The organism is Microbispora sp. CA-102843 (assembly GCF_050936215.1).
GTDB lineage: Bacteria > Actinomycetota > Actinomycetes > Streptosporangiales > Streptosporangiaceae > Microbispora.
This window is the reverse complement of record NZ_JBNJNF010000001.1, coordinates 6,881,010-6,898,185: the sequence shown is the minus strand read 5'-3', so window position 1 is coordinate 6,898,185 and position 17,176 is coordinate 6,881,010. Positions and strand designations below refer to the sequence as shown.

15 protein-coding genes are annotated in these 17,176 nt (G+C 72.8%); 10 read left to right on the top strand and 5 right to left on the bottom strand.

All coding sequences use genetic code 11. The features are described from left to right. The first annotated feature begins 63 nt into the window (after positions 1-63). Complete coding sequence (locus tag ACQEVJ_RS31935; protein ID WP_433107503.1) at positions 64-936, top strand: Gfo/Idh/MocA family protein; 873 nt, start codon at positions 64-66, stop codon at positions 934-936. Here the strand turns inward: ACQEVJ_RS31935 and ACQEVJ_RS31930 are convergent. Both ACQEVJ_RS31930 and ACQEVJ_RS31925 read right to left on the bottom strand, forming a co-directional pair. Continuing rightward, positions 899-2,194 (bottom strand): acyltransferase family protein, encoded by a 1,296-nt coding sequence (locus ACQEVJ_RS31930; RefSeq protein WP_433107501.1) that lies wholly within the window; start codon positions 2,192-2,194, stop codon positions 899-901. The two genes, ACQEVJ_RS31935 and ACQEVJ_RS31930, sit on opposite strands and share 38 nt — an antisense overlap. Positions 2,195-2,399: 205 nt before the next feature. Next, positions 2,400-3,008 carry an NAD(P)-dependent oxidoreductase gene (locus tag ACQEVJ_RS31925; RefSeq protein WP_433107499.1) on the bottom strand — a complete coding sequence of 203 codons (609 nt, stop codon included), beginning with the start codon at positions 3,006-3,008 and terminating at the stop codon, positions 2,400-2,402. A 331-nt stretch (positions 3,009-3,339) separates the two neighbouring features. On the opposite strand from ACQEVJ_RS31925, the gene ACQEVJ_RS31920 reads away from it, so the two are divergent. The 4 genes from ACQEVJ_RS31920 (at position 3,340) to ACQEVJ_RS31905 (ending at position 6,936) form a co-directional block, all read left to right on the top strand. Beyond that, on the top strand, positions 3,340-4,290 hold the full coding sequence (locus tag ACQEVJ_RS31920) for an ABC transporter substrate-binding protein (protein ID WP_433107496.1): 951 nt from the start codon (positions 3,340-3,342) through the stop codon (positions 4,288-4,290). Between the two features lie 65 nt (positions 4,291-4,355). Continuing rightward, the gene (locus ACQEVJ_RS31915) at positions 4,356-5,387 is read left to right on the top strand and encodes a FecCD family ABC transporter permease (RefSeq protein ID WP_433107494.1); all 1,032 of its coding nucleotides are present in this window, start codon (positions 4,356-4,358) and stop codon (positions 5,385-5,387) included. Then, on the top strand, positions 5,384-6,199 hold the full coding sequence (locus ACQEVJ_RS31910; RefSeq protein WP_433107492.1) for an ABC transporter ATP-binding protein: 816 nt from the start codon (positions 5,384-5,386) through the stop codon (positions 6,197-6,199). Before ACQEVJ_RS31915 ends, ACQEVJ_RS31910 begins: the two co-directional genes overlap by 4 nt. Next, a complete protein-coding gene (locus tag ACQEVJ_RS31905) occupies positions 6,196-6,936 on the top strand; it encodes an adenosylcobinamide amidohydrolase (RefSeq protein ID WP_433107490.1) in 741 nt (246 codons plus the stop codon). The genes ACQEVJ_RS31910 and ACQEVJ_RS31905 overlap by 4 nt, the downstream gene beginning before the upstream one ends. Here ACQEVJ_RS31905 and ACQEVJ_RS31900 read toward each other — a convergent pair. After that, on the bottom strand, positions 6,926-8,737 hold the full coding sequence (locus ACQEVJ_RS31900; RefSeq protein WP_433107488.1) for a protein kinase domain-containing protein: 1,812 nt from the start codon (positions 8,735-8,737) through the stop codon (positions 6,926-6,928). The two genes, ACQEVJ_RS31905 and ACQEVJ_RS31900, sit on opposite strands and share 11 nt — an antisense overlap. A gap of 43 nt (positions 8,738-8,780) precedes the next feature. Further along, positions 8,781-10,391 (bottom strand): zinc ribbon domain-containing protein, encoded by a 1,611-nt coding sequence (locus tag ACQEVJ_RS31895; protein WP_433107486.1) that lies wholly within the window; start codon positions 10,389-10,391, stop codon positions 8,781-8,783. 194 nt (positions 10,392-10,585) lie between these two features. Between ACQEVJ_RS31895 and ACQEVJ_RS31890 the strand changes: the two genes are divergently transcribed. Beyond that, complete coding sequence (locus ACQEVJ_RS31890) at positions 10,586-11,770, top strand: sensor histidine kinase (RefSeq protein WP_433107484.1); 1,185 nt, start codon at positions 10,586-10,588, stop codon at positions 11,768-11,770. Then, the gene (locus tag ACQEVJ_RS31885; protein ID WP_433107482.1) at positions 11,767-12,429 is read left to right on the top strand and encodes a response regulator; all 663 of its coding nucleotides are present in this window, start codon (positions 11,767-11,769) and stop codon (positions 12,427-12,429) included. The genes ACQEVJ_RS31890 and ACQEVJ_RS31885 overlap by 4 nt, the downstream gene beginning before the upstream one ends. Here the strand turns inward: ACQEVJ_RS31885 and ACQEVJ_RS31880 are convergent. Continuing rightward, positions 12,369-13,079, bottom strand: a complete 711-nt coding sequence (locus ACQEVJ_RS31880) for a hypothetical protein (protein ID WP_433107480.1) — start codon at positions 13,077-13,079, stop codon at positions 12,369-12,371. The two genes, ACQEVJ_RS31885 and ACQEVJ_RS31880, sit on opposite strands and share 61 nt — an antisense overlap. 173 nt (positions 13,080-13,252) lie before the next feature. Here ACQEVJ_RS31880 and ACQEVJ_RS31875 point away from each other — a divergent pair, with 173 nt between their 5' ends. The 3 genes from ACQEVJ_RS31875 (at position 13,253) to ACQEVJ_RS31865 (ending at position 17,176) form a co-directional block, all read left to right on the top strand. Beyond that, positions 13,253-15,343 (top strand): DUF6421 family protein, encoded by a 2,091-nt coding sequence (locus ACQEVJ_RS31875; RefSeq protein WP_433107478.1) that lies wholly within the window; start codon positions 13,253-13,255, stop codon positions 15,341-15,343. Between the two features lie 26 nt (positions 15,344-15,369). Next, complete coding sequence (locus tag ACQEVJ_RS31870) at positions 15,370-16,023, top strand: SDR family NAD(P)-dependent oxidoreductase (RefSeq protein ID WP_433107476.1); 654 nt, start codon at positions 15,370-15,372, stop codon at positions 16,021-16,023. Positions 16,024-16,087: 64 nt separating this feature from the next. Beyond that, entirely contained in the window at positions 16,088-17,176 is a 1,089-nt protein-coding gene (locus ACQEVJ_RS31865; RefSeq protein ID WP_433107474.1) for a threonine aldolase family protein, read from the top strand.

The following is a 17,176-nucleotide window of genomic DNA, read 5'->3' as shown; positions in this document are numbered from 1 at the left end:
GCGCCACGGCCCCCTTCCGCCCGTCTACGGCCTGCAGTAGGGTCCCCGCCGAGAGGGGGCGCCATGGAGCCGGTGCGGGTGGGACTCGTCGGTGCTGGACCGTGGGCGGAGATGGTGCACGCGCCCGCCCTCGCGGCAGGGCCGCACACGACGCTGTCCGGGGTGTGGGCGCGCAGGCCCGAGGCGGCGCGAGCGCTGGCGGACGCCCACGGCGCGCCCTCCTTCGAGCGGCTGGAGGACCTGTTCGCGGCGTCGGAGGCGGTCGCCTTCTGCGTGCCGCCCGCCGTACAGGCCGAGCTGGGCGTGCTCGCGGCCCGGGCGGGCAGGGCGCTGCTGCTGGAGAAGCCGCTCGCGGCCGACCTCGACGGCGCCCGGCGCCTGGCCGGGGCGATCGAGGAGGCGGGGGTCGCCTCCCAGATGCTCTTCACGTTCCGCTACTCGGCGGCGACCGTCGAGTTCCTGGACCGGGCCCGGCTGATCGAGCCCTTCGGCGGTCACGCCGCCAACATCTCCGGCGCCCTGCACGGCGGGCCGTTCGCCACCCCCTGGCGGCTGGAGCGCGGGGCGGTGCTCGACGTGGGCCCGCACATGATCGACCTGCTCGACGCCGCGCTCGGCCGGGTGGTCGCGGTCAGGGCGCACGGCGACCCGCTCGGCTGGGTCGGCCTGCTGCTCGAGCACGAGGGCGGCGCGGTCAGCGAGGCGTCGCTGTGCATGGCAGCCGAGGGCGAGACCCCGCCCAGCCGGATCGACGTGTACGGACGGCTCGGCAATGCCTCGCTGCTCGGCACCGAGCTCGGCGACGTCTTCCCCGAGGTGGTCAGGCAGTTCGCGCGGACGGTACGCGACGGCGGCGGGCATCCGCTCGACGCCCGCCACGGTCTGCACCTGCAGGAGGTCATCGACGACGCGGAACGGCAGCTGCGGGCCGGCTGACCAGGGCCAGGCCCGCGACCAGGGCGGCGGACGCGATCAGCGGCGCCGGGCCGGGCGCGAAGCCGGTGATCGTGAGGGTGAGCAGCGCGCCGCCGACGAGCGGGACGGCCGTCAGCACGTGCCGGTGGGCGGCGGCGCCCACGGGCTCCTCGAACCGGCCGAGCAGCGCGGTGAGCGCGACCAGGACCAGCGCCAGGGCGGCCAGCCACAGCGGGACGGCGCTCCACCAGGCCGCGGAGCCCGCGTGCGGGGTCGCCAGCCCGAACCCGATGGTCGCCACGCCGGCGACGGCGACGAGCGCGGTCATGTGCCACAGGTAGACGGTCATCATGCGCGGCGCGAGCGCGGTGAGCACCGCCTCGACCCCGGGCCGGGCGGCCAGCGCGTTCACGCCGGGGCGCAGCAGCATCGCCAGGCCGAGCTGCCCGGCGAACAGCGCGAGCAGGCAGGCGCTCGGCGGGGCCATGTTCGAGATCATGCCGGGCATCCCGATCATGCTGGCGGGGTAGGGCCCGGTCGCCACCAGGGCCGCCACCATCGCGAACCCGGCCACCGCGAGCCCGGCGGCGCGCCGTCCGGTCAGCCACTCCAGGCCGCCCTCGGCGTACCGGAACCCGACCTGATGGACCGTCAGCCAGACGAACGCGACGTTGAGGTAACCGGCGGCCTCCAGGCCGGAGAACCGGACCACGTCCATCAGCACCGCGCCGCCCGCCAGCACCGGCAGGGCCACTCCGGCCCGCACCCGCAGCAGGTGCGGCGTGGCCACCACGGCAAGCAGGTAGACCGCCAGGAACCAGAGCAGCTGGCCGACCGTCCGCGCGGCCACCTCCACCGGCTGCGCGGGCACTCCGAGGGCCACCAGGAGGTGGGGGAGCGGCAGCCACACGACCACGAGCGGCACCACCGGCCAGGCCAGGCGGCGCACCCGCCGCGCCGTCCACTCCCGCGCCACACCGGACCGCGCTGCCGAATCCCCCGCGCGTCGCACGGCGGACCGGAAGCTGATCGCGTTGGCCGCGCCCCCGGCGAAGAAGACCAGCGGCATGACCTGCGAGATCCAGGTGACGTACGGAATCGCCGTCAGGGCGTTGCCCGTGGTCAGCCGTCCCTGGGCGTACGACAGGACCGGCATGGTCCAGTGCTGGACGACCACGAGGACCATCCCGAAGACGCGCAGGACGTCGATGAAGCGGTCCCGCGGCGCGGGCGAGGCCGGCGCCCTCTCGGGAGCGGGAGGAAGCATGGTCAGGGACACGGGGGCCGCCTTCGCTGTGTCGGCCGCCGGGGATGGTGAACCGCGGGCGGCGGGGGTCGGGGTCGTGGAGCGCTGGTTCAAGCGTCCCGTCGCGGCCCCGACCGGCGCAGCGACGCGGTCCCTACTTTCGATCATGGGCGGCCCCCTACCTCGGGGGTAGGGCCTGCCCTACCATCCCCGCGTACGCCCAGGCAGGCGGCGTGGATCAGTTGCTGATCGCGGGAGCCTGGCGCAGGTAGGTCTCGTCGGAGACCTGGCCGAGGAGGAAGGCGGCCATGTCGGCGCGCGTGATCGACGGCCCCACGACACCGCGCCCGTAGTGGCCGACCTTGACGTGTCCCGTGCCCGGCTCGTCGCCGAGCTTGGCGACGCGCACCAGGGTCCAGCCGAGGCCGGACGCGCGCACCAGGTCCGCGGCGCGGCGGACCTCCGCGTACGGACCCGGCGCGACGGTCTTCACGAACGTCACCAGGCTCGCGAACTCCGCGTCGGGAAGGTCCCGCGGATCGGGCACGCTGCACGTCGACACCACGACGAACCGGCTGACGCCCGCGTGCTCCATCGCCCCGATGATCCTGCGGGTGCCGTCGCTGACCGAGCCGACGCCCTCGATGACCGCGTCGGCGCCCCGCACCGCTTCGAGGATCGCGCGGTCGTCGTCGAGCTCCCCGGTGACGACCGAAAGCCGGGGATGCGCCGTCCGCATCCTCTCCGCGTCACGGGCGTAGGCGGTGACGTCGTGGCCCGCGTCGAGCGCCTGCCGGACCAGCAGGTGCCCCATCCGCCCGGTCGCACCGAAGATCGTGATCCGCATCGGACTCTCCCGTTGATCCCCCGGCACGGGCGCCGGAAAGGGCCCGGCGCGGGCGTACGGCGTGAGCCGGGCGGTGCCGGTGGGGGCCGGCGGGGGGCCGGGGCGGGGGTGGACGCCGCGTGAGGGATTGGTACCGTTGCGTCCGACGCGCGCCGCGCAGCGAAGTCCGGTGAGAATCCGGCGCTGTCCCGCAACTGTGGTTTCCCCGCCCCCGGGGACGAGCCAGGTCGCCTGCGCTGTGCGCCGACGCCATCGACCCTCGTGGAAAAGGGTGATCCGTCGCTTCCAGCGGGTCCCTCGATTCCCGGCATTCCCCCTGATGGAGGACCTCGTGAGGCCCGTACGCACGGCCGTCGCGGGTGTGGTGCTGGGCGTGCTCGCTCTGGCCGGCTGCGGCCAGACCGACGGCGCCGCCACGTCCGCCACCCCCACTCCCGCCTCCTCGGACAGCACGGGGCAGGGCGCCTTCCCCGTCACGGTCCAGGCGGGCAACGGCGCGGTGACCATCGCCAAGAAGCCCGAGCACATCGTGTCGCTGTCCCCGACGGCCACCGAGATCCTGTTCGCGATCGGCGCGGGCGCGCAGGTGTCGGCGGTGGACGACCAGTCGAACTACCCGCCCGAGGCGCCCAAGACGTCGCTGTCGGGGTTCAAGCCCAACGTCGAGGCGATCGTCGCCGCCAAGCCCGACCTCGTGGTGCTCGCCAACGACCTGGAGGGCGTGGTCGCCGGGCTCGGCAAGGTCGGCGTGCCGGTGCTGCTCGAACCCGCCGCGACCAAGCTGGACGACACCTACGACCAGATCAGGGACCTCGGCGCGGTCACCGGCAACGCGGCCAAGGCCGACGAGCTGGCGAGCGGCGTCAAGCAGAAGATCGACGCCCTCGCGGCGGCGGCGCCCAAGGGCAAGGACCTGACGTACTACCACGAGCTGGACACCACGCCCTACGCGGCGACGTCGAGCACGTTCATCGGGCAGGTCTACAACCTGTTCGGGCTGAAGAACATCGCCGACGAGGCCCCCGACGCCGCGGGCGGCTACCCCAAGCTGTCGGCGGAGTACGTCGCCAAGGCCGACCCCGACCTGATCTTCCTCGGCGACACCAAGTGCTGTGGCCAGAACGCCGCCGCGCTGGCCAAGCGACCGGGCTGGTCCGGCCTGTCCGCCGTGAAGAAGGACCGCGTGGTGGAACTGGACGACGACATCGCCTCCCGCTGGGGGCCGCGCGTCGCCGACCTCGCCCAGGCCGTCAGCGACGCCGTGCAGAAGGCGGCGAGCTGAGCCGGTGGTGACGCGGACGCCGGTGGTGACGCGATGAGCGGTGGCGTGGTGAGGCCGGTGGTGGAGTGACGACGCCGGCCCGGCCACGCGGCCGGGCGCTGCTCGTCGCGTCCGCCGTGCTGGTGGCCAGTCTCGCCCTCGGCCTGATGGCGGGCGCGGCGGGCATCTCGCCCCGCGCCATCGCGCTGGCGCTGCTCGACCGGCTGCCGCTCGTGTCCGTGCACTCGGGGCTCGCTCCGGTCGAGGAGGGGCTGCTGTTCCAGCTCCGGGTGCCGCGGGTGCTGCTCGCCGCCGTCGTGGGCGGGCTGCTCGCCACGGCCGGGGCGGGCTACCAGGGCGTGTTCCGCAACCCGCTGGCCGATCCCTACCTGCTCGGGGCGGCGGCCGGGGCCGGCCTCACGGTGACGCTCGTCGTGGTCTTCCTGGGCGGCGACGCCGGAGTGACCGCGGTGCCTGTCGCCGCCTTCGCCGGGGCCGTCGGCGGGGTGTTCCTCGCGTACGCGCTGGGCCACACGGCGGGCCGGGGCGGCGGCACCGCGACGCTCGTGCTCGCCGGGGTCGCGGTCACCTCGTTCCTCACCGCCATCCAGACCTTCGTGCAGCAGCTCAAGGTGGAGGAACTGCAGCGGATCTACTCGTGGATCCTCGGCGACGTCGGCGGCGGCTGGGACCAGCTCCTCATGATCGCGCCGTACGCCGTGGTGTCGACCGTCGTCATGCTGCTGCACGGGCGGCTGCTCGACGTGCTGTCGGTGGGCGACGAGGAGGCGGTCAGCCTCGGCCTGCGCGCGGCGCGCGTGCGCTTCGTGGTGCTGCTGGCCGCCTCGCTCGCCACCGCGTCGGCGGTGGCGGTCAGCGGGCTGATCGCGTTCGTCGGGATCGTGGTGCCGCACGTGGTCCGGCGGCTCGCCGGCTGGTCCTACCGGATCGTGCTGCCGCTGTCGTTCCTCGGCGGCGCGGCGTTCCTCGTGCTGGCCGACACGATCGCGCGTACGGTGCTCGCGCCGGCCGAACTGCCGATCGGGGTGGTCACGGCGTTCGTCGGGGCGCCGTTCTTCGTCACCGTCCTGCGCGTGACCCGGCGGGTGGAGACGTGAGCGTGCGGGACGTCCCGGCCATCGAGGCGCGCGGCGTGGGCGTGACACTCGGCGGGCGGCGGGTGCTCACGGACGTCACGCTGTCGGCCGCGCCCGGTCAGTGGCTGGCGGTCATCGGGCCGAACGGCGCGGGCAAGTCCACGCTCCTGCGGGCCGTCGCCGGGCTGGTGCCGAGGGACGGAGAGGTGCTCGTCGAGGGGACGGCCGTGGACGACCTGCGCCCCCGCAGGCGGGCCCGGCTGATCGCCTACGCCCCGCAGAGCCCGGCGCTGCCGCCCGACATGACGGTCTACGACTACGCCTTGCTGGGCCGAACGCCGTACATCCCCTATCTCGGCAGCGAGAGCGCGCGGGACCGCGAGGTGACGCGGTCGGTGCTGGAACGGCTCGACCTGGACGGCTTCGCGTCCCGGCCGCTCGGGCACCTGTCCGGCGGCGAGCGGCAGCGGGTCGTGCTCGCCAGGGCGCTGGTGCAGCAGGCGCCGGTGCTGCTGCTGGACGAGCCGACCACGGCGCTCGACCTGGGCCATCAGCAGCAGGTGCTCGAACTCGTCGACCGGCTGCGCCTGGCCGACGACCTCACCGTCGTGACGACGCTGCACGACCTCAGCCTGGCCGCGCAGTACGCCGACGCGCTCGTGCTGCTCGCCGCGGGGCGCGCGGTCGCGGCCGGGCCGCCCGCGCGGGTGCTGGCGGAGCCGCTGCTGACCGAGCACTTCGGCGCCCGTGTGCGGGTGGAGCCCGGCCCCGACGGGCGGCCGCTCGTCCACCTGGTCCGCCCGTCGATCTCCTCGATGGTGGAGGAGGCATGACGGGCCTCCCGCGACCGTCCCTGACGCACCGGGTGGAGGACGGCCTGCGGCTGGGCACGCTGCTGTGGCGGTTCGGGCCCGGCTGGCGGATGATCTCCTCGGCGATGCTGGGCGGCGGCATCGGCCGCCGCGAGTGGGTGCTGAACGCGCAGGTGGCCGCCGGTTACTCGCGCATGGACCCGGTCGAGCACATGCACGCGCTCGGTCCCGAAGGTCCCGGGGTCGGCATGATGACGGCGGCGCTGGTGGAGCGGTACGCCGCGGCGGCCGACGGGGGAGCGGAGGCCGTCGCCACGGTCGGACTGGGCGTGCCGACCTGGGCGGCCGCGCCCGAGAGCGTGCCCGACCCCGGCATGCCGGCCGCCCCGGAGGCTGCGCGGGAGCCCGAGCGGGAACCCGCGCGGGAGGCCGTCGCTGCGGGTGAGGCCGGGACGTGCGTGCCGCCGAGGCCGGGGACGATCAACATCCTGGTGGCCGTGCCGGTCGCGTTCTCCGACCCGGCGCTGGTCAACGCCGTCATGACGGTGACCGAGGCGAAGACGCAGGCGCTGCTGGAGGCGGGCTTCCCCTGCACCGGGACCGCGTCGGACGCCGTCTGCGTCGCCGTACGCGAGGAGGGCCCGGCGGAGGCGTTCGGCGGCCCGCGCTCCGTCTGGGGCGCGCGGATCGCCCGTGCGGTCCACCGGGCCGTCCTCGACGGCGCGCGGGACTGGGGGGCCTGGCGGGCTAGGACGTGAACGTGATCGTGTTCACCGCGTGGTCGATGTTCGATCGGTCGCACCGGCCGTTCGGGCAGAAGAACGTGATCAGGACGGTCGTGCCGGTGTCGCCCTGACGGACGACGTAGGCGATGAAGTCCAGCCGTCCGACCTGCTGGGGGTCGCTGAGCACGCCCTCGATCCGGAACGCCGGCCTGGCCCCGACCGTCGTCGGTGTCGGCACACCGTAGTAGGTGGTCACGCCGGGGAGCGCGGGGCCCAGGCTCTCCTGGAGCTCCATCGGCGAGTCGGATGTGCTCAGGGTGTTGCTGACCTGGGCGAACACGCCCGTGGCCCGGTCCGGCTGGCTCGCGATGATGGGGTTCACCTTCGACCAGTCGGTGTTGCCCGGCACCGCGAACAGCGCGTCGAACTCGTTCACGGCGGGGGAGGCGATCATCCATTGGTCGGCGTTGGTTTTGGCCTCGCCCCAGGCCGAGGGGTAGGACATGGTGAACGGCGCCGCGGTGCTGCCCTGGTAGGTGTTCCACGTCGCGGCGGTGTCCCCGCCCCTGGTGAGCAGCAGCGTGGCGGCGACGGCGATGGACACCAGGACCGCCAGGCCGCCGATCAGCGGCCCGAGCGGCAGCCCCCGCCGGCGGCCCGGCGAGGCCGCCGGCGCGACCGTGGCATGCGAGTGCGGCGACCCGGGAGGGTACGACCCGTGCCCCTGCACCGGCCCCTGTCCCTGGCCTGCGGTCCCGGCGTTCGACGGGTGGCTCACGGGCGGGTGGGACGTCGCGGGCACCGAGCGCGGCGGCACCGAGCCCGAGGGATGGGAGACGGGCGGCCTGGTGCCGGGAGGGAACGAGGAGGGCGTGCCCGGCGGGTAGGACCCCTGCGGATGGGACCCGGCGGATCCCGGGGAGACCGGGGGATACGACGGGGAGACCGGGGGGTACGAGGGGGAGGCCGGTCCCGCCGGGTCGCCCGCGCCGCCGCTGATCGCGTCGCGCAGCGCGGACACGAACGCCTGGCAGGTCTCGAACCGCTCGGCCGGTGACTTGGCCAGCGCCCGCGTGACCACGGCGTTCACCGCGTGCGGCAGGTCCGGCCGGTACGGCGTGAGCGGCGGCGGGTCGTGGGAGACGTGGGCGTAGAGCAGCGCGAGCTCGGTGTCCCGCTGGAACGGCGGCTGCCCGGCGAGCGCCTCGTACACCACGCAGGCGAACGCGTACAGGTCGCTGCGGCCGTCGACCGGCAGGCCCCGGATCTGCTCAGGAGCGACGTAGCGCGGGGTGCCCATGAAGTGACCGTGGCTGGTCAATCCGGCCTCGGCCGCGGAGCTCTTGGTCAGCCCGAAGTCGGTCAGGTAGACGTGGTCGGACCGCGTGACCAGGATGTTGGCCGGTTTCACGTCGCGGTGCACCAGGCCGTGGGCGTGCGCGGCGTCCAGTGCGGAGGCGATCTGCGCGAACAGCGGGTTGGCCCGCCCGACCGGCAGCGCGCCCTCCGACTGCACGAGCTTGCGCAGGTCGCTGCCCTCGACGTAGCGCATGGCGATGAACAGCAGGTCGTCGCGCTCGCCTGCCTCGTACACCGGGATGATGTTGGGGTGGTCGATGCTCGCCACCATCCGGGACTCGCGCACGAACCGGTCGCGGAACCGGTCGTCGTGCGCGAGTTGCGGCGCGAGCACCTTCAGCGCCACGGCCCGCCCGAGCCGCTGGTCGCGCGCCCGGTAGACCGTCGCCATGCCGCCCCGCCCGACGACCGCCTCGACCGTGTAGTCGCCGAGTCGCCGCCCGACGAGCTGCGGCATCACGGGCCCCTCGGTCATCCGGCATCCCCCTTGAACGTTCCCTTGCTCACGAGCAGCCTGCTCACGAATCGACCGGGTTCCCGCAGAAGCCGCAGAAGCGATGTCCCTGGCCCAGCCGCATGCCGCACTGTGTGCAGAACTTCACCTGTGCCTGCCCGCGCGGCGGTGACGGGTCCGCGGGGTACGAATGCCCGTGCGGCGGTGACGGGTCCGCGGGGTACGAATGCCCGCCGGGCGGGGACGGATCAGCAGGCGCAGGAGTCGCCGGAGGCGGCCCCATGACCTCGGGGGACCGGGCGGCCTCGGCCCCGAACACCCTCGTCACGGCGTACGGCGGCCAGGAGTTCTCCGCGGGCGGGTAGGACCCGGCCTCGCCCGCGAACTCCCCCTGCCCGGCGATACCGTGCCCACCGATCCCCGGGTCCGTCTGGCCGTCGTTCCGGTAGGCGTCGCCGTCAGGTCGTGCGGCGGCGCTCCTGCGGCGCAGCAGCACGACACCCACGGCCAGCAGGGCGAGGACCACGACGCCGCCGGCCGCCCACACGTACGGCGGCACCGACGACTTCGGCTGCGCCCCCGTCGTCGGGCGCGCCACCGGCTTGGAGCCCGCGTCCTCCGCCGTGCCCGCCTTGGACTGGGCGACCCGCAGATGATCGGCCGCCACCGCGTGGTCGGGGCGCAGGTTGAGCACCTGCTGCAGCGCCGGTATCGCGCCGCTGTAGAGCTTGTTGTGGTAGGAGGCGAGCGCGTTCTCGTACACCACGTCGACAGGGCCGCGGCGGGGGGTGACCCCGGCGGCGACCAGCGTGCTGCGGATCTCGTCGGCGGAGGTGATGGTCACCGGCTCGTCGCCGCCTCCCGAGACGAACCCGACCACCTCGCTCTTGCCGTCGTCGATGAGGGCCGCGCCGGGCGCGCCGTCGTCCAGCAGCTTGAGGACCTTGTCGCGCTCCTTGACGGTCCGGCCGCCCGGCGGGTCGAGGTGCGCGGTGTCGAGCTTGGGCGGCGTCTTCGCCGAGGGCCTGCTCGGGAGCGACATGATGTCGAGCGATTCGACCGCGCCGCCGATTGCCGTGCCCAGCGGGGCCGTGGGCAGCGACTGCTTCTCGCCGCCCTTGGTGACCTTCAGCACGGCCGGGGACGCGGGGGACGTCCCAGTGGTCAGGATCTGCGCGGGCAGGCCCCCCGGCGGCGGTGGATCGAGGTAGGGGTAGACGGTGACGTTCGTCGTGACATCGGCGATGCACGTCGAGTCGGTCTGCTGCGGCGGGTAGCACGCCTGGAGCCGCCGGTCGAGGTCGGCGTCGTCCAGCGAGTGCCGCTTGAAGTCGGCAGGGATCTTCACCTTGAAGTATTCGGCGAACACCCGGTTGGCGGCGTACACCCGGGGGTCGTCGGCGGCCTGCACGACCTGGGTCGCGGTGACGACCACGCCGTCGGGCGTGACCGTGAAGCCGCTGCCCTTCGCCAGGTCGACGTCGTAGTCCCGGGCCATCTGCTTGATCACGCCGCGGTCGTCGAGCAGCGTGATGCGGACGTGTGAGGAGGACTCCACGCGTACGGCGCCGGGGGTGACCCGGTCGGTGGAACCGCTGGGGTGCGGGTGGAGCATGGGCACCGCGAGCGCCGAGAGCGCGCCCAGCCCCGCGATAAGGGAGTGCAGGCGGGGCATCTGCTTCTCCTAGGCCTGTTCGGAACGCTTTAAGCGTCTCAGCGCGGACAGTGCTCGACAAGGTGAGTTTCGTGACCGACACCCACTTGATACAGGGCGATGATCGTCGGGTCACTTGACGTTGACTTGCAGGCCGATTGCGGGACGTCTGTTGCCTGATGCGCGCTGTGCCGGGCAGGGATTACTCTGCGCGCATGCGCTTGTCCCCCCTCCGCTCGGTCCCCCGCGTCGACCTTCTGATCGGCCTGGCCATCATGGCGCTGGGCACCCTTGAGGCGTTCACCGTCGCCGAGGAGTACGGCGCGTCCCAGAACCCGCAGTGGTGGTGGGTCGGGCAGGCGGTGGTCACCGGAGTCCTGGTCTGGTATCGCCGCAAGGCTCCGGTGGCGGTCTTCATCCTGATGATCCTGGCGCAGTACGCCTGGCATCGGCAGGGCAACGAACACTGCCCGGTGTGGCAGCTCGCCGCGCTGCTCATCGTCTTCCACACGATCGGCGCGCATCTGCCGTTCAAACCGGGCGGGAGCTGGGCGCTGGCGGGCATCCTCGTCTTCGACTCCGGGGCCGTCGACCACCGCTTCCTGCCGTTCGAGGAGGTCATCTTCCTCACCGTGATGTTCGGCTCCGCGTACGTCACGGGCCTGGCCCTGCGCGGCTACCTGCTGCGGGTGCACCGGATGGCCGAGCGGGCGGCGCGGCTGGAGATGGAGAGGGAGCGCCGGGCCGCCGAGGCCGTCGCCGCCGAGCGCAACCGGATCGCCAGGGAACTGCACGACGTGGTGGCCCACAGCGTGAGCATGATGGTCATGCAGGCCGGCGCGCTGCGCCGCAGGATGGGCGCGTCCCAGGAGGGTGAGCGCTCCCCGGAGACCGTGATCCTCTCCGGCATCGAGCAGGCGGGCCGGGACGCGGTGGAGGAGCTGCGGATCATGCTGGGCGCGCTGCGGATGCCGCAGGACGAGGCGCTGCCGCAGCCGGGGCTCGACATGGTGCCCAACCTCATCTCCACGGTCGGGTCCTCGGGTCTTCGCGTGACGCTGGAGACGGAGGGCGAGCCCGTGCATCTGGCGCCCGGTCTCGACCTGTCGGCCTACCGGATCGTGCAGGAGGCGCTCACCAACGCGGTCAAGTACGCCGGGGACGCCGACGTGCGCATCCGGATCGCCTACCACCCTGACCGGCTGGAGCTCGAGATCATCGATAATGGCGGGGGCGCCGGACCGGCGCTGTCCACCGGCAACGGGCTCATCGGCATGCGTGAGCGGGCCGAGCTGTTCGGCGGTTCCCTCGACGCCGGGCCGCTGCCGCACGGCGGCTACCGGGTCCGCGCGACGCTGCCGATCTCCCAGGGAGTGCCGATGAGCGAGGCCACGAATTGACCATCCGCATCGTCCTCGCGGACGACCAGGCGATGATCCGGGCCGGCCTGCGCATGGTGGTCGAGAGCGAGCCCGAGATGGAGATCGTGGGCGAGGCCGCCGACGGTGCCGAGGCGGTCGCCCTGGCTCGCCGGGTGCAGCCCGACGTGGTGCTCATGGACATCTCGATGCCGCGCATGGACGGGCTCACCGCGGCCCGGCATCTGCTCGACGCGCTACGGCCGCCCAAGGTCATCATGCTGACGACGTTCGACACCGACGAGAACCTGTACGCCGCGCTGCGCGCGGGGACCAGCGGCTTCCTGCTGAAGGTGTCGCCACCCGAGCAGCTCGTGGAGGCCATCAGGGTCGTCGCCGCGGGTGACGGCCTGCTCGACCCCGCCGTAACCACGCGGGTGATCGCCTCCTTCGCGGGCCGGCACGAGCCGGTCCGGCCGCCGCAGCTCGCCGAACTCACCCCGCGCGAGCTGGAGGTGCTGCGGATGCTCGCCCGAGGCCTCACCAACGCCGAGATCGCCAAGGAGCTCTTCGTCGGAGAGGCCACGGTCAAGACCCACGTCGCCCGCGTGCTCATGAAGCTGAACCTGCGCGACCGCGCTCAGGCGGTCGTGTTCGCGTACGAGTCGGGCGTGGTGACGCCGGGGTCGGCGCTCGGGTAGTACGACGCCCATTCGGCGTTCGTCATCCGCAGCACCTTGAGCCCGAGGTAGCCCAGGGCGATGACGGGGGCGGCCCAGAAAGGGATCATCACCGGGCTGTACGGCACCGCGAGCGAGCCCAGGTAACCCACGGCGACGACGGCCGGCACCCACCAGTGGACGAAGCCGGTGCGCCAGACGGCCAGCAGCAGCAGCGGCAGGCCGACCATGCCGAGGTAGAGCCACGGCATCACGAAGCCGAAGATGGTGCCGGGCAGGTTGAACACCTCGTCGAACATCTTCTGGCCCTGCTCGACCGGGTAATGCTGCCCGAACCACCACTCCACGGGGTCCATCATGAGCAGCGCCGACTGGCTGATGTAGCCGACGATGGTCATGCCGCCGGCGATGTGCCCGAGAACGACGGACCTCTTGCGGACCAGGTGCAGCAGGCCGAAGGCCGCGATCGGGACGAGCAGCCAGCTCCAGTGGTAGAGCGCCGACTCCAGCTGGGCCAGGGCCGGGTTGTCGCCGTAGCTGAGAATCTCGCGGTCGTCGCCCCAGGTGCCGGGGTCGACGAGGAGCGCGACGAACTGCAGCAGCGGAGCGACGAACAACAGGACTCCGGTGACGGTGCGCCGGAAGGCCACCGAGTCGGACAGTTTGAACATCGATCTTTCCCTTCGGGTCTGTCTGCCTACGGCCGGTGACGGTAGGTGAGCGACCCGCGGGGACTCGTCCGCCGCCCGGGTGATGTCTCCTCATCCGCTAGGGCGACTTATCGCTACGAGGCTAGGTATGTGTATATTTTCCGGAAGACGGCTCACACTACGGGAGATTTTTCATGAAGGCTTTCCCGGCGGTCTTGTTCGACGAGGCGCACAGCGAGGCGTGGACGATCCGGCGGGAGGTCGCCGAGATCATGAATCCCGCCCACCCCGACGACAACAGCTACGCGGAGGCCGCCGGGTCGCTGCGGCGGCTCGGCCACACCGTGCGCGCGCACACCGAGGGCCCGGTCACCCCGGCCGTGCTGGACGGGTGTGACGTCTTCGTGGTCGCGCACCCCTCGGCGGAGCGCTGGGAGCGCACCACCGGGGTCGGCAGCCCCGTCTTCTCCGCCGAGGAGATCGACGCCGTCGAGGCGTACGTCGCTGGCGGCGGCGGGCTGATCGTGCTGGCCGAGCACGAGCAGGAGAAGTACGGCAGCAACCTGGGCGAGCTGCTCGCCCGGTTCGGGGTGACGGCCGAGCATGCGACCGTGCAGGACCCCGGTAACTGCCACAACACCGTGGCCACCTGGATCCTCGGCGTCCCCTCCGCGCAGGCCGTGACCGAGCCGGGTGGCGTGGCCCAGGACCTGCTGGCCGAGGTCCGCCGGGCCTGCTTCTACCGCGCCGGGACGCTCGGCGTGCCCGCCGGGGCGGATGTCCTGTTCACGACCTCCGGGTCCGCCGACCCCGCGAACTCCCCGCTCGTGGCCGCCGTACGGCACGGCCGGGGCCGGGTGGTCGTCCTGGCCGACTCCGACCTGTTCGGCGACGACTCGATCCGCGACTACGACCACGAGAAGCTGTGGGGCAACCTGGTGACCTGGGCCGCCCGCGTGCCCGAGGCGTCCGGCGCCACCCGCGCGTCCCGCCCCGAGGTGGCGGAGGAGTTCGCCCGGCTGAAGGCCGCCGTGGAGCGGCTGCGCCCGCTCCAGGCCAAGGACGGCTCGGTCGCCGGCGACCACGACGAGGCCGTGGCGTGCATCAGCGAGATCGTCGACGGCATCGGACGGCTCGCGCCGCACTTCCCGCACGACGCCGAGTATCTCGACGCGGTGATGAAGGACTTCCGCGCGTGGGTGTCGGCCGGCCTCGGCGTGCCGGACTTCCTCGACTCGCTGAACGCCTTCCACCCCGACGCCCAGCGGATCGACGGCCTGGAGCACCTGGTCGTCTTCCCGATGTACACCCAGAACGGCAACCTCAACCGCAACGTCGAGGCGGTCTGGATCCGGGTCGTGTGGCCCGAGTGGCTGGCCGAGCTGGAGCGGGGCGGCTACGACAACCCGATGTTCGTGCCGATCGCGTTCGAGGACTTCACCTCCGGCTACGACACCAACTCGGCCGTGCTGTTCCCCGAGACCGTCGCCGTGCGGCAGGCGCCGCCGCGCTTCACCTGGGGCGGCATCTTCTGCGACCGCGAGGCGGCCCGGTTCCGCCGGGTCAGCGAGGCCGCCGCGGCCACGCTGAAGCTGGAGCTGCCGCCGGACGCCGCCCGGCTGCTGGCGTCGCAGGACCTCGCCCAGGACACCTTCGTGCTGTGGGACCTTGTCCACGACCGTACACACAGCCACGGCGACCTGCCGTTCGACCCGTTCATGATCAAGCAGCGCATGCCGTACTGGCTCTACAGCCTGGAGGAGCTGCGCTGCGACCTCACGGCGTACGGCGAGGCCGTGAAACTGGAGGCGGCGGGCGTGCCGCACGCGCGGTACGTGCAGTACGCCGTCCTGTTCGACCGGCTGTTCCGCTTCCCGATCACCGGCGATCGGGTGCGCAACTACGACGGGCTCGGCGGCCAACTGCTGTTCGCCTACCTGCACCGGCAGGGCATCGTGCGGTGGACCGACAACCGGCTCACGATCGACTGGTCGCGGGTCGCCGACGGCATCGCCGACCTGCGCGGCGAGGTGGAGAAGCTCTACCGGGACGGCATCGACCGGTCCAAGCGCGCGCACTGGCTCGCCGCGCACGAGCTGGTGGCGACGTACGTCGAGCCCGACCCGGCCTCGGTGTGGAAGCAGGGCGTCCAGGCGCTGCCCACGGAGCAGAAGGCCATGGTCGACGCCGTGCTGTCCGACGAGTTCCCGCTGAGCATGTTCTACGAGGCGCTGCGCCGTAAGCTCACCGACGTGGTGGAGTCGACCCGGGGCATCCGCGCGTGAGCGGGGCCGGAGAGGAACGTGTGGGGATGAGCAGGGTGATCGTGGTCACGGGGGCGGGCGGCCCGGCCGGCCGCGCCGTCGTCGGGAAGTTCACCGAGCTCGGGGACACCGTCATCGGTGTGGACAAGTCGGGCGCCGAGGGGTGCCTGGCCGTCGACCTGCTCGACCGGGACGCCGTACGCGGCCTGGCCGAGCGGGTGCGGGCCGAGCACGGCCGGGTGGACGGCGTCGTCCACCTGGTCGGCGGCTGGCGCGGGTCGAAGACCTTCGCCGACACCTCGCTCGACGACTGGGACCTGCTGCACGACCTGCTGATCAGGACCCTGCAGAACGTCTCGCTGGAGTTCGAGCCGCTGCTGCGGGCGAGCGGGAACGGCCGTTTCGTGATCGTGTCGGCCCGGGCGGCCCAGAAGCCGACCCAGGGCGGCGCGGCGTACGCGGCCGCGAAGGCCGCCGCCGAGGCGTGGACGCTGTCGCTGGCCGACGCGCTGAAGGACACCTCCGCCGCCGCGGTGGTCCTGGTGGTCAACGCGTTGGTGCACGATGAGATGAGGGCCGCGAACCCGGACAAGCCATATCGGACCTTCACCGACGTGAAGGACCTGGCGGCGGCGGTCGCGGGCCTGTGGGACGAGGAGTCCGCGGCGGTCAACGGCCGCAGGATCGACCTCACGCCCTGATCTACGCTGCTGATCCGGCCCCGCGGCCGGCCTGACCGGGCCGGCCGCGGGGCCTGAAACCGCGATGGGGAGACATCTCGTGACAACCGATGCCGTACGCCGGCACGACCCGGCGAGCCGGACGTTCGCCAGCGACAACTACGCGGGGGTGCACCCCGAGATCCTGGAGGCGATCGCCCTCGCCAACGGGGGACACCAGATCTCCTACGGCGACGACGTCTACACCGAGGCGGTCCGGGGCGTCTTCCGCAGGCACTTCGGCGAGCAGGCCGAGGTGTTCCCCGTGTTCAACGGCACGGCGGCCAACGTCGTGTCGCTGCGCTCGATGTGCGCGCGCTGGGAGGCCGTGGTCTGCCCCGAGAGCGCGCACATCAACACCGACGAGGGCGGCGCGCCCGAGGTCACCGGCGGCCTGAAGCTGCTGACCGTGCCGACCCCGGACGGCAAGCTCACGCCCGATCTGATCGACCGGCAGGCGTGGGGGTTCGGCGACGTGCACCGGGCGCAGCCCCGGGTCGTGTCGATCTCCAACGCGACCGAGCTGGGCACGCTCTACACCCCGGCCGAGATCAAGGCGATCTGCGACCACGCCCACGAGCTGGGGATGTTCGTCCACCTCGACGGGTCGCGGATCACCAACGCCGCCGCCGCCCTGGACGTGCCGCTGCGCGCCCTGACCACGGACGCGGGGGTCGACGTGCTGTCGTTCGGCGGCACCAAGATCGGGCTGCTGCTGGGCGAGGCCGTCGTCGTGCTGAACCCCGAGGCGTCGCGAGGCCTGCCGTACCTGCGTAAGACGAGCATGCAGCTGGCCTCGAAGATGCGGTTCGTGTCGGTGCAGTTCGAGGCCCTGCTCGGGGGCGACCTGTGGCTGCGCAGCGCCCGCCAGGCCAACGCGATGGCCCGGCGGCTCGCCGAAGCCGTACGCGACCTGCCCGGGGTGAGCGTGCCGCGCCCGGTCGAGGCCAACGCGGTCTTCGCGGTCCTGCCGGCCGACGTGGCCGACCGGCTGCGCAAGCGGTTCCGGTTCTACAACTGGAACGAGCAGGTCGGCGGTGGCATGGTCGAGGTGCGGTGGATGTGCGCCTTCGACACCACCGAGGCCGACGTGGACGCGTTCGCCGCGGCGCTGGCCGAGGAGTTGCGGGCGTAG

Excerpts from the sequence above, each read along its gene's own strand:
- ACQEVJ_RS31925 (WP_433107499.1), bottom strand. The coding sequence starts at position 3,008 with ATGCGGATCACGATCTTCGGTGCGACCGGGCGGATGGGGCACCTGCTG.
- ACQEVJ_RS31880 (WP_433107480.1), bottom strand. The coding sequence starts at position 13,079 with ATGTTCAAACTGTCCGACTCGGTGGCCTTCCGGCGCACCGTCACCGGA.
- ACQEVJ_RS31865 (WP_433107474.1), top strand. The coding sequence starts at position 16,088 with ATGGGGAGACATCTCGTGACAACCGATGCCGTACGCCGGCACGACCCG.
- ACQEVJ_RS31900 (WP_433107488.1), bottom strand. The coding sequence starts at position 8,737 with ATGACCGAGGGGCCCGTGATGCCGCAGCTCGTCGGGCGGCGACTCGGC.
- ACQEVJ_RS31870 (WP_433107476.1), top strand. The coding sequence starts at position 15,370 with ATGAGCAGGGTGATCGTGGTCACGGGGGCGGGCGGCCCGGCCGGCCGC.
- ACQEVJ_RS31875 (WP_433107478.1), top strand. The coding sequence starts at position 13,253 with ATGAAGGCTTTCCCGGCGGTCTTGTTCGACGAGGCGCACAGCGAGGCG.
- ACQEVJ_RS31895 (WP_433107486.1), bottom strand. The coding sequence starts at position 10,391 with ATGCCCCGCCTGCACTCCCTTATCGCGGGGCTGGGCGCGCTCTCGGCG.
- ACQEVJ_RS31890 (WP_433107484.1), top strand. The coding sequence starts at position 10,586 with ATGCGCTTGTCCCCCCTCCGCTCGGTCCCCCGCGTCGACCTTCTGATC.
- ACQEVJ_RS31935 (WP_433107503.1), top strand. The coding sequence starts at position 64 with ATGGAGCCGGTGCGGGTGGGACTCGTCGGTGCTGGACCGTGGGCGGAG.
- ACQEVJ_RS31905 (WP_433107490.1), top strand. The coding sequence starts at position 6,196 with ATGACGGGCCTCCCGCGACCGTCCCTGACGCACCGGGTGGAGGACGGC.